Genomic DNA, 12,197 nt, shown 5'->3' with positions numbered 1-12,197 from the left:
AGCACGCGGCGCAGGGCGACGACGTCTACAAAGATGCCGGTGAAATCAGCCTGGGCATCAAGTCGGCCGCTGACATCGGCAACCGTCCGTTCGAGAACCTGCAACTGGGCGACGCGGCGAAGGTCAGTGTCACCGACACCACCGACGAAGTGATCGCGAAACTGACCGCGACCCCATCGGTCACCGAAGGCGGCGTGATCACCTACACCGTGACGCTGACCAATAAGGACGGCCTGCCGATCAACAACCACTCGGCGCTGACTTTCACGCTGAGCGATGGCAAGACCACCATCACCGTGCCGGCCAACGGTACCGTGGGCACTGCCACCGTGATTGCCCCGGACAACGTCTACGTCGGTGCCAACGACCCTGTGATCAAGTCGATTGCTACGGTCAGTGGGACGGATGTGGACAAGTTCGAGAAGCTGACCCTGGACAAGACTTCGGTCACGACCAGCGTCACCGACGAGCCAGGTTCGGGTACTCCGGGTACCGGCAACCAGGGCGACGTCACCACAGTTGGCATCACTGGCACCTCTTCGCTGACCGAAGGCGAAACCGGCCAGTACACGCTGACCCTGAGCAACGCGTCCAAGGCCGAAGTCACCATCACCCTCAGCTACAGCGGCACCGCCAAAAACGGTGAGGACTTCAGCGGTGTCACCACCGTGAAGATCCCGGCCAACAGCACCGGTACGACGTTCAACATCGCTACCATCGACGACAAGCTGGTCGAAGGTACCGAGAACTTCGTGGTGAAAATCGAAACTGCCACCGGTGGCAACTTCGAGAACCTGCAGGTCGATAGCAGCAAGTCGAGCGTGACGACCACCATCCTCGACAACGACCACCTGCCTGTTTCGCCTGGCGGTGCGGTATTTGGCGTGGAGGACACCGACTACGTGTTCGCCTGGAGCGATTTCAAAGTCACTGATGCCGATGGCAACACTGGCCTGTTCGTGACCATTACCTCACTCCCGGCCGCTGGCAGCCTGCAGTTCTTCAACGGTACTGCGTGGGTGAATGTGGCCGTCAACCAGGTGATCAGCCAGGCTGACATTACTGCCAATAACCTCAAGTTCGTCCCGGCCCTCAACCAGTCGGGTGCGGACAACTACGGTGGTAATGGTGTAGGTAACCAACAGGCTGACTACGCGCAGTTCAAGTTCAAGCCGAACGATGGCACCAACCTGGGCAGCGAAGTGACCATGAAGGTCGACATCAGCCCGGTTGCCGATAAACCGACCCTGAGCTTCGGCAGTGCGGATATCGACTCCAAAGGCCTGACCAAGGAAGTCTGGACCAGCCTCAAAGGCCTGGGTACGGGCGGCAATGGCATAACCGGCGAGGACCTGAAGGCAGTATTTGCCAACTCTGGCAATGCCAACTCCAGTAGCACCACCACCAATGTGCAGTCCGATGGCAGCGTCACCGCTGGCACCGGCTCGAAAACGTCGGGCCTGATCTACCTGGAAGCCGGCAAGACCTACACCTTCAGCGGTACGGCTGACGACAGCTTCGTGGTCACCATCGGTGGCAAGACTGTGGTCACGGCCACCTGGGGCGCGGGTGGCCAGGTTTCGGGCACCTTCACTCCGAACACCAGCGGCTACTACCCGATCGAGGTCTACCATGCCAACCAGTCTGGTCCAGGCAGCTATGACCTGAACATCCAGGTAGGCTCGGGTGCTGTCACCGACCTGAGCAGCTCGAACGTCAAGATGTACCAGAACGTGACCGAGATGGCCAACGCTGGCCTGGGCGTGTCCGACCTGCATACCGTCAATGGTCAGAGCTACTACGACGGCTACAAACTCAACGAAGGGCCGGAAGGTGGCTCGGTGAAACTGGTCGGCATTACCACCGCCCTGACCGATACCGATGGCTCCGAAACCCTGAACGTGACCCTCAGCGGTATTCCGAAAGGTACCGTGCTGAGTGACGGTGCAGGCCATACCGTCACAGTAGGCAGCACCCCGGTCGATGTGACTGGCTGGAAACTCAGCGGATTGACCCTCACGCCGCCGGCCTACTACAAAGGCTCGTTCGACATCACTGTCACCTCGACGGCCACCGAAAGCCTGGGCGGGTCAGCCATCACCACCGGCAACATTCCGGTGACGGTATACGCTGCGACCTACAAGGCCAGCGTGGGTACCACGGGCAATGACACCATGATCGGCAGCGAAGGCAACGACATCATCGTCGCCGACGTGTCGGGCCTGAACGTGGTGCAGGGCAAGAACTACAACATTGCCTTCATGGTCGACAGCTCGGGCAGTATGAGTGACAAGTCGATTGCCGATGCGAAGACGCAGTTGGCCTCGGTGTTCAATTCGCTCAAGGCCAGCCTGGGTTCCGACACCTCCGGTACCGTGAACATCTTCCTGGTGGACTTCGATACCCAGGTGAACAAGAACGTGGCGGTCAACCTTGCCGACCCTGATGCCTTGAGCAAGCTGCAGGCGGTATTGAACTCGATGGTGGGTGGCTACTACGGTGGCGGCACCAACTATGAAGACGCGTTCAAGACCACGTCCAACTTCTTCAACAGCACCATGGCCACCAGCAACAAAGGTGCGGAGAACCTGACCTACTTCATCACCGACGGTAAGCCAACCTATTACCAGAGCGGGGAGTCCACCAACCCTAGCCTGTGGAAGAATGGCAAGAACCTGGATGATGTGGTCAACGTCAACAACTACAAGATGGGCGATACCTTCAGTGCCTGGGCCGACAGCACTCACAAGGTCGAGATCAGTAGCAGTGGCGTAGTCAAAGTGCTGACCTACACCGAGAAAAAAGGCGAGTTGGTGTATGACTCCACCAAGACGGTTGGCACCTTGCATGCACAGGGGGATGGCACCTATGAATTCTCCAGCCTGGGTGGTACTGGCTACGCCGACTACTGGAACTACGTGGATTCGGCGGCGGGTTCCACTGCGAGTTTCGCAGTGCTGGGCGGCACCAACGGCTTGAGTAAGGTGCAGGCCATCGGCCTGAACAGCGATGTCACGCTGAACGACCTGAAACCTTACGACAGCGCTGGCAAGCCACAGACCAACATCGATCCGTCCGACTTGGCGAAGGCGATTCTTGGCCACTCCGAAGCAACGGTGCCAGGTGCCGACACCATCGACGGTGGCAACGGCAACGACATCATCTTCGGTGACTTGATCACCCTCAACGGCGTTGTCAGCGAGGGCTACCAGGCCCTGCAGACCTACGTTGCGCAGAAGAGCGGTGTCGAGGTCAGCTCCGTCACCACCAGCAATGTCCACCAGTACATCACCGAGCACTACACCGAGTTCGATATCTCCGGTGCCAAAGACGGCAATGACATTCTGTCCGGCGGCAACGGCAACGATATCCTCTTCGGCCAAGGTGGTAACGACACCCTCGATGGTGGCAGAGGTAACGACATCCTGCTGGGCGGTAGTGGCAATGACACCCTCATCGGTGGCCACGGCGACGATATCCTGATCGGTGGCAGCGGTGCCGACACCTTCGTTTGGAAGGCTGGCGACTTCGGCAACGACGTTATCAAGGACTTCAAGCTGAGCGACAAGGACAAGATCGACTTGAGCGATCTGCTGCAGGGTGAGAAAGGCAGCACCATCGACAATTACCTGAAGCTCACTACGGTGGACGGCACGACGACGCTGCAGGTCAGCAGCGAAGGCAAGCTCAACGCCGCCGGTGGCCTGGCAAATGCCGATGTGACCATCAAGCTGGAAGGGGTGAACTGGTCCAACACCACGATCAATTCGTTGATCAGCGGTGCTGACCCGACCATCATCATTCACAACAAGGACAACTGATGGACCCCGGGGCCGCGTAGCGGCCCCGGCTCTTTCCTGCCTTTCGCCAACAGCGCATACTCTGGCGCCGGGCCTGCGTGCCCGGCGATCTTTGCCTATGCTGCTGTCTACCAACAAGGAACCAACGTGACGAGGGACACCGCCATGTTCTACGTGCAACGCGACGCTGCCGGCCAGTTGCTGCGGGTAGAAGCAGCCGCCTTTGACCAGTTCACCGAAATGCTCCCTGCCGACCATGCCGATATCCAGGAGTGGTTTGCCGACGACGTCGTGGAAAACAGCCTCAACCAGCTCAAGCAAAGTGACCTGGACATGATCCGCGTGCTTGAGGACCTGATCGATGTGCTGACCGCCAAAGGCGTATTCAAGATCACTGACCTACCCGCCGGTGCCCAGGCCAAGCTGCTCAACCGCTCCACGGCGCGCAAGGCACTCAGCAGCCTGAACAACCTCATCGATGAAGAAGAGCAGGGCGGGCTGATCTGATCGCGAACCGAGCAAATCCCAGTGCTATGGTTATTCTTTAAAGGTATTTAAAATATAGCTCTTATGACTTTATAGTCACTTCCACTGCGTACCCGTCGACCAATCGATGCGCCGCACGACTTGAACCCACACGGGAAATCCCCGTGCGTTTCTGATCGTTGCGCGCCGTTGAAGTCGCGCACTGCGTGGGAGTGAAAAATGTCAGCCGCCTCGAACGCCTTGTCGACCATCGACAGCGCCCAGCCGCAATGCTTCGAAATCCGCCCGTTCTCCGGTGCCGTCGGCGCCGAGATCATCGGCCTGGACCTGGCCAGACCGGTCAACGTCGAGGATTTCGCCCGTATTCATCGCGCCCACCTCGACCACCATGTACTGGTGTTCCGCGACCAGCGCATCAGCCCGCAACAGCAGATTACGTTCAGCCGCCGCTTCGGTGAGTTGCAGATCCATGTGCTCAAGCAGTTCCTGCTGACAGGCCATCCCGAGATCCTGATCGTTTCCAACATCGTCGAAAACGGTCAAAACATTGGTCTGGGTGATGCCGGCAAGTTCTGGCACTCGGACCTGTCGTACAAAGCGCTGCCCAGCCTCGGCTCCATGCTGCATGCCCAGGAGCTGCCCAGCGAAGGCGGCGACACCCTGTTCGCGGACATGCACAAAGCCTGGGACGCCGTACCCGACGCCTTGCGCAAAGTGGTTGAGGGCCGCAGCGCTGCTCACTCCTACACCGCCCGTTACGCCGAGACCAAATTCGAAGGCAACTGGCGCCCGACCCTGACCGCCGAGCAATTGGCGCAGGTACAGGAAGTCATCCACCCGGTGGTCCGCACCCACCCGGAAAACGGCCGCAAGGCCCTGTTCGTCAGCGAAGGCTTCACCACCCGCATCGTCGGCCTGCCAGACGACGAAAGCCGCGACGTGCTGCAACAGCTGTACGCCTTGAGCGTGCTGGAGAAGAACATCTACCGCCACCAGTGGCAGCCCCACGACCTGGTCTTCTGGGACAACCGCTCGCTGATCCACCTGGCCACCGGCTGCCCCGCACACCTGCGGCGCAAGCTGTACCGCACCACCATCCAGGGCGATGCCCCGTTCTGACGACTGAGGAACCCCATCATGCGCAATTCCATCAGCCGCCTGGCGGCAAGCATCGGCCTCGGCGCGAGCCTGGTCATCGGCAGCCTGGCCGCCCCCGCTGCGGCCCAGGCCGAAGGCAAAATCCGCATCGCCGAGCAGTTCGGCATCGTTTACCTGCTGCTCAACGTGGTGCGTGACCAGCACCTGATCGAGAAGCACGGCAAGGAGCAGGGCATCGACATCGATGTCGACTGGGCGCAGTTGTCGGGTGGTTCGGCCATCAACGATGCACTGCTGTCCGGCTCTGTGGACATCGCCGGCGCCGGTGTCGGCCCTCTGCTGACCGTCTGGGACCGCACCAAAGGGCGGCAGAACGTCAAGGCCGTGGCCTCGCTGGGCAACTTCCCGTACTACCTGGTTAGCAGCAACCCTAACGTGAAGACCATCGCCGACATCTCCGACAAGGACCGCATCGCCGTGCCCGCGGTAGGTGTTTCGGTGCAGTCGCGCTTCCTGCAGTACGCCGCCGCCCAGCAGTGGGGCGACAAGGAATACAACCGCCTCGACAAATACACCCTGGCCGTACCGCACCCGGATGCCACTGCCGCGCTGCTGGCCGGTGGCACTGAGCTGAACGGGCACTTCTCCAACCCACCGTTCCAGGACCAGGTGCTGGCCAACAAGGACGTGCATGTGGTGCTCAACAGCTACGACCTGCTTGGCCCCAACTCGCCGACCTTGCTGTTCGCTACCGAGAAATTCCGCAAGGACAACCCCAAAACCTACAAGGCCTTTGTCGACGCCCTGGCCGAAGCCGCAGACTTCGCTCAGAAGGACAAAGCCGCCGCAGCCGATACCTACATCCGCGTGACCAAGGCCAAGATCGACCGCGACGCGCTGATCAAGCTGATCGACAACCCGCAGTACGAGTTCACCGTCACGCCAAAGAACACCTACAAGCTGGCCGACTTCCTCTATCGGGTAGGCGCTATCAAGAACAAGCCGGCATCGTGGAAGGACTACTTCTTCCAGGACGAACGCCCGCTGCAGGGGAGCTGACCGATCATGACCGCCCCTTTGCCAGGCCACACGGCCAGCAACCTGAGCCGTGTCGCCACGCCGCCTTTGCTCAAGGTGGATAACCTCAGCCTCGAATACCGCACCGCGCAGCGCGTGGTGCGGGCCACCCACCAGGTCAGCTTCGAAGTCGACCGTGCCGACCGTTTCGTGCTGCTCGGGCCTTCTGGTTGCGGCAAGTCCACCTTGCTCAAAGCCGTCGCCGGTTTCATTCAACCGCAGGAAGGGCAGATTCTGCTGCAGGGCCAAGCGGTGCATGGCCCAGGTCCAGACCGCATCGTGGTGTTTCAGGAGTTCGACCAACTGCCGCCGTGGAAAACGGTGAAGCAGAACGTCATGTTCCCGTTGCTGGTGGCAGGCCAGCTCAAGCGCGCCGAAGCCGAAGAGCGGGCGCTGCATTACCTGGAAAAGGTTGGTCTGGCCGCCTTTGCCGATGCTTATCCGCACACCCTGTCGGGTGGTATGAAGGCACGTGTGGCGATTGCCAGGGCGTTGGCCACCCAGCCGAAGATCCTGCTGATGGATGAGCCGTTCGCTGCACTGGATGCGCTGACCCGGCGCAAGATGCAGGAAGAACTGCTGCTGCTGTGGGAAGAGGTGCGTTTCACCCTGTTGTTCGTTACCCATTCCATCGAAGAAGCGCTGGTAGTGGGCAACCGCATCCTGCTGCTGTCGCCGCACCCGGGGCGGGTGAGGGCGGAAGTGCACAGCCATCAATATGATCTGGGCAGCCTGGGCGGCAGCGATTTCCAGGCCAGTGCAAGGCGTATCCACCGCTTGCTGTTCGATGAGGCAGACGTCCCGGAACAGCCCGACGACCTTGGTTTCAACGATATCCGCATCGCCTACTGACAGGAGCTTCAGCCATGACCACTACACCTGTACGCCAGGAATACGAGGTGCAGCTGGAGCCCCTGCTCAGTGTGCCCCTGGAACGCCAACTCCCCTTGGCCCAACGCCTGTGGCAGCAAGGCTGGCTGCGCAAGGCGCTGATCCTGCTGGTAATCGCTGTGCTATGGGAGGCCGTTGCTCGCTATCAGGATAATGACCTGCTGTTGCCGAGCTTCCTGCAAACCGCCGCGGCCCTGTGGGACGGCCTTGTGAGTGGCGAGCTGCCCGCCAAGGTCGGGGTTTCGCTGGTGATACTGCTCAAGGGCTATGTGCTGGGTATCGTCCTGGCTTTCGGCTTGACTAGCCTGGCGGTTTCGACCCAACTGGGGCGGGACTTGCTGGGCACGTTAACCTCGATGTTCAACCCATTGCCGGCCATTGCCCTGTTGCCGTTGGCCTTGCTGTGGTTTGGGCTGGGTGATAACAGCCTGATCTTCGTGCTGGTGCATTCGGTGCTGTGGGCGCTGGCGCTGAATACCTATGCCGGTTTCCTTGGTGTGTCGGAAACGCTGCGCATGGCTGGGCGTAACTATGGCCTCAAAGGGTTGCGGCTAGTGCTGCACATCCTGGTGCCGGCAGCCTTGCCGTCGATCTTGTCGGGGTTGAAGATCGGCTGGGCGTTCGCCTGGCGCACGCTGATCGCTGCCGAGTTGGTGTTTGGTGCCAGCAGCGGCAAAGGCGGGCTGGGCTGGTACATCTTCCAGAACCGCAACGAGCTGTATACCGACAAGGTGTTTGCCGGGTTGGCGGTGGTGATCCTGATTGGTTTGCTGGTGGAAGGGTTGGTGTTCAATACACTGGAGCGGCTGACCGTGCGGCGTTGGGGGATGCAGCGGTAAACGGTATTGTCATGGCGGCCGTACGCAGGTTTGTTGCGGCGTGCGGGCCGCTAACCAAATCCAGAAATACTTTCAAACATCTGTTATCCAAAAAGATCGTGAAATTCGTAGGAAACTTCTGAATCTTGCATCGATCTCCATAGAAAGATTGCGGCCGTTCTTTCCCGAGCCTAGCCTGTTCCGCTCCGTCATTTACAAGGAACAGTAATCATGGCTTTCGATGCCTATATTCAAATCGCGGAAATCGCTGGAAGCAAAAGACGAGCAATACAGCAACTGGATCGAGATCCTCGGTTACACATTTGGTGCCAGCCAAAGCACCTCCGTCACCGCGAGTTCTGCAGGCGGCGCCACTTCCGGGCGCACCACGCTGAGCAATCTGACCTTCACCAAGTATCTGGACAACGCCAGTTGTAAACTGCTCGAAGCCAGTTGCGCGGGGCAGCACCTGAAGGAAGTGAAGCTGGTCGTCTGCCGCGCCGGTAGCGACAAGCTCAAGTACTACGAAGTGGTGCTCGAAGAGGTGATCATCGCCGACTACGCACAAAGCGCGCATGCCGGTGTGCCGACCGAAATCATCCAGCTCAACTACGGCCGTATCAAGACTACCTACACCCGGCAGCAGCGCGTCGACGGCAGTGCCGGCGGCAATGTGACCGGTGGCTGGGACCGAATTGCCAACAAGAAGTTTGCGTGAGGAACGACCATGTCCGAGGCACGCAGCTTTATAAATCCAAGGGCGCAGAACTACGCGACCCTGAAAAATGGCACGCCCATGAGCGCCAACCAGCAGGCCAAGTTCGATGTGCTCAATGCGCATATCGTCAATACGGTGGTCTTGGCCGGTGAACTGGTAATCGTCGGTGATCCCGACACTGCCTCCTGCACCAGCCATGAAGCCTTTCTAATGGCCAAGGCGGCGGGCATCCACCGCGACATCATGCTCAACGGTGGCGGTGTCGACGGGTTCTTGCTGGAAAACTTCGAGATGCTACAGAGTCTACTGGCCCATGCGTCGATAGGGGCAGGGGCAGCGAGCGATGGCTGGGCCAGGCATCTGGATGCGATCAAGAAGACGCTGGAGCAGATCGAGCAACTGCACCGCGCGCATATGAGCGGGGGTGCATTCAGGGAGCGCGAAGAGTTTTATGCAAAGCGCGCGGTGTTGTTCGGAACCCTGGATGAACAGCTCGGGCGGGCCGCTGCATACGGCACAGGGCTAAAGAATCATGGGTCGATCAAGCGGATGTTGCAGCTCTCTAGCAAAAGCTACTTGAGTACCGGGGAAATTTCAAAATATGCCGACAAGGTAGCCGGAGTCGCTAGGGCTGCGGATATGATCAAGAAAGGGGGATACCTCGGGGTCGCATTGGATGTCGCCGCTACGGGGTTGGAAATTCACAAAGCTTGTATACTTGGGCGAGAAGAAGAATGCACCAGAGCAAAATATGTCGAAGGTAGCTCATTAGTATTAGGCTTGACGGGAGGCAGTCTAGGCGGTGCATTCGGTGGCGCAATTGCCACGACCGGTTGCGCAGTTGTCCTTGGTGCAGTGACCGGACCTGGTGCTCTAGTCTGTGGGGTTGTGGGCGGAGCAGTAGGGGGTGCCGTTGGAGGCGAAATAGGAAATGCGGGTGGAGAATTTATTGGCGATCTGATTTATCGCAAGGTCTCAGATGATACCAATTGAGCCCGGTTGGGTGGCGCTGCTTGTTTTTAGCCCAGGGCTGATAATCCTAATTTTGCTTATTTATATTGCTCATTTTTACGTTGAACGAATTGAATCCTTACTAGAAAAATCAAGCTATATACAAGGAATAAGGAGCACCTTTCTCCGGGCTGGACTACCAGGGAAAGTCTTACGCACATGCTGTATTGCTTGCATGATGACAATGCCGGCTATTTATGCCCGTCGCGGGCTCATCAACATGAAGGAAGTAAACAATTTCCCACTAAAAATGAAACGGACACTCATTGGGCTCTGGCTGGCTTTGACTATCGAAATCCTATCCATGTTAGTGTTCCGCGCCTGGCTGTACTTGCGTTAGCTTACACTGGCCGGTGCTGCACATAGCAAGAGTCGCCCCAAAAGTATCGACCCCTGCCGGCTGCAGCAAAGCATTCCTGATCAGCAATCGATGAACAGCCGATTACCGCTGGAGCAGATCGAGCAACTGCACCACGTGCATATGAGTGGTGGTGCGTTCAGGGTACGAGAAGAGTTCTACGCCAAACGTGCGGCGCTGTTCAGGACGTTGGATGAGCAGCTGGGGAAGACTGCCGCTTACGGTTCTGGTCTACGCAATCAGGGATCGATCAAGCGGATGCTGCAGCTATCCACCAAGCGCTATCTGAGTACCGGGGAGATTTCCGGATATGCCGAGAAGGTAACGGGAGTGGCGAAGGCTGCGAGTCTGATCAAGAAAGGAGCCTATATTGGCATTGCATTGGATGTGGCCGCGACAGGTTTATCCATTCATAAGGCGTGCACCATTGGGCGTGAGGAAGAATGCAGAAAAGCCAAGTATATAGAGGGGAGTGGCTTAATCGGGGGCCTAGGTGGAAGCGCTATGCTGGGTGCTTTGGGAGGTGCCACAGCGTCCCTGATATGCACGGTAGTATTCGGACTACCGACTGGCGGGCCTGGTGCTCTAGTATGCGCCGTTGTCGGTGGAGTTGTTGGAGGTGAAGTAGGCGGTGACAAAGGTAAAGAGGGCGGCGAGTGGCTCGGGGAAATTATCTACGAGAATAAAAAATCGTGAATCAATTTGAGATGAACTTAGTTGCTGTGGGTTTCTTCTTCTTGGGTATGGCAGCGCTGTTGGTGCTTGTGTTCGTGGCTGTGCGGTATCTTGATGAGATTGAAGAGTTACTGTCGAAGAGTGTTTATGTTTCCGGGAACAAAAAACTCTATGCGCCAGCAGGAGTTATAGGAAAAATAATGCGTATCTGTACCATATCAACAGTATTGACGATGCCGGGTGTATTTGCGCGTAGAAGATTGGTTGATGTGGATCAGTTGCGAGATTTTCCAAATTCGATAAAAAGGGTTTTGGTCGGGGCATGGTGCACAATGTTTATCTCTTCTATGGTCTTCCTGTTTCTCGGTTCTTTTTAGAAGGGCGGTAATAATTTGAAGGAACTCGTGACGCAAACATGGAGGTGGAAGACTGCGGTTCAGACCAAAACACGTGCCTATAGCGGGGTTGCGTTGGATGTGACACTCCCCACGGGTTGATTTTCACAATCTTGTTTCTTTTTTCAATGGTGTGATGAAGTTTTTCGGTTTGCCTTTTTAATCGCTGATTGCGCTGCAGTTATCCGGTTAGGTACGGAATGTCGGGCTGGCACGGTTTTAGACGGGTACTGAGGGAGTGCGTGCAACATTCCGCTCGGGCAGTGCGCTATCTCAGAGGCTACTCTGGTACTGAGCCGCCGCACTGCTCAGGATCTTGCCAATCTCTTCACGCAAGTCAGCAGGCTGCTCCACCACCACCCCATCCCCATGGCTCAACAGCCACCAGCGCAATGGCCAACCATCGCTCACCGTGGCGCGTAACCGATGCCCATGCTCCAGCGCTGTCAGCTGCATATCGCTGCTCAAGGGGGCAACCCGCAACTGCCGCGCCAGTGCATCGCTGATCCGTGCCACCAACTCCATGCCTTCTCCCTGCGCCGGTTGCAACGCATCCCCTCGCAGATGCGTGAGCAAGTCGAAGTTACCGCGCAACTCGCCCACGGCACTGGCCGACCAGTGCCAGCCAAACGGAATACTCTTGTCATTACGTTCCAGCGGAAAGATCAGCGACAGCTCATTGAGGTCGCGCTCGACGGTGCGTTTGCTGACCGTAAAGCCCACGTCACGCAGGCGCCACACCAACTCGGCGCTGGTAATGCCTGGAGAGCGGCTGGGCAGCTGGCGCAGCAGCGCCCACTGTCGGCTGAGGGTGGCGCGAGTGGTGGCGAACGGCAAAAGATAACGTCCTTGTCTAGGCTTGCCGCAATA

The 12,197-nt window shown here is 58.2% G+C and carries 10 protein-coding genes and 1 pseudogene; 10 read left to right on the top strand and 1 reads right to left on the bottom strand.

The annotated features are described in order from the left end of the window. From APH42_RS14800 to APH42_RS14750, 10 genes and pseudogenes are all read left to right on the top strand, one after another. The coding region (locus APH42_RS14800; RefSeq protein ID WP_256217829.1) for an immunoglobulin-like domain-containing protein at positions 1–3,821 on the top strand (3,821 nt) is incomplete at its 5' end. 144 nt (positions 3,822–3,965) lie between these two features. Then, positions 3,966–4,307 carry a hypothetical protein gene (locus APH42_RS14795; RefSeq protein WP_012269973.1) on the top strand — a complete coding sequence of 114 codons (342 nt, stop codon included), beginning with the start codon at positions 3,966–3,968 and terminating at the stop codon, positions 4,305–4,307. A gap of 198 nt (positions 4,308–4,505) precedes the next feature. Beyond that, positions 4,506–5,405: a TauD/TfdA family dioxygenase gene (locus APH42_RS14790; protein ID WP_012269974.1), complete on the top strand. Its 900-nt coding sequence runs from the start codon at positions 4,506–4,508 to the stop codon at positions 5,403–5,405. Positions 5,406–5,423: 18 nt separating this feature from the next. After that, complete coding sequence (locus tag APH42_RS14785; protein WP_060493616.1) at positions 5,424–6,443, top strand: ABC transporter substrate-binding protein; 1,020 nt, start codon at positions 5,424–5,426, stop codon at positions 6,441–6,443. A 6-nt stretch (positions 6,444–6,449) separates the two neighbouring features. Then, positions 6,450–7,313 (top strand): ABC transporter ATP-binding protein, encoded by an 864-nt coding sequence (locus tag APH42_RS14780; protein ID WP_012269976.1) that lies wholly within the window; start codon positions 6,450–6,452, stop codon positions 7,311–7,313. Between the two features lie 14 nt (positions 7,314–7,327). Next, positions 7,328–8,191, top strand: coding sequence for an ABC transporter permease (locus APH42_RS14775; protein WP_012269977.1), 864 nt, complete (start codon positions 7,328–7,330; stop codon positions 8,189–8,191). 210 nt (positions 8,192–8,401) lie between these two features. After that, a pseudogene (locus APH42_RS14770) lies at positions 8,402–8,888 on the top strand (Hcp family type VI secretion system effector). Positions 8,889–8,897: 9 nt separating this feature from the next. Next, entirely contained in the window at positions 8,898–9,881 is a 984-nt protein-coding gene (locus APH42_RS14765; protein ID WP_060493615.1) for a hypothetical protein, read from the top strand. Positions 9,882–10,329: 448 nt separating this feature from the next. After that, a complete protein-coding gene (locus tag APH42_RS14755; RefSeq protein WP_012269980.1) occupies positions 10,330–10,953 on the top strand; it encodes a hypothetical protein in 624 nt (207 codons plus the stop codon). Further along, positions 10,950–11,309 carry a hypothetical protein gene (locus APH42_RS14750; protein ID WP_223296394.1) on the top strand — a complete coding sequence of 120 codons (360 nt, stop codon included), beginning with the start codon at positions 10,950–10,952 and terminating at the stop codon, positions 11,307–11,309. Before APH42_RS14755 ends, APH42_RS14750 begins: the two co-directional genes overlap by 4 nt. 291 nt (positions 11,310–11,600) lie before the next feature. On the opposite strand, the gene APH42_RS14745 is transcribed toward APH42_RS14750, so the two are convergent. Continuing rightward, positions 11,601–12,164 (bottom strand): WYL domain-containing protein, encoded by a 564-nt coding sequence (locus tag APH42_RS14745; protein WP_012269982.1) that lies wholly within the window; start codon positions 12,162–12,164, stop codon positions 11,601–11,603. Positions 12,165–12,197 lie beyond the last annotated feature (33 nt).

It is taken from the genome of Pseudomonas sp. NBRC 111140 (genome assembly GCF_001320885.1).
GTDB lineage: Bacteria > Pseudomonadota > Gammaproteobacteria > Pseudomonadales > Pseudomonadaceae > Aquipseudomonas > Aquipseudomonas putida_P.
This window is presented reverse-complemented; position numbering and strand designations above follow the sequence as displayed.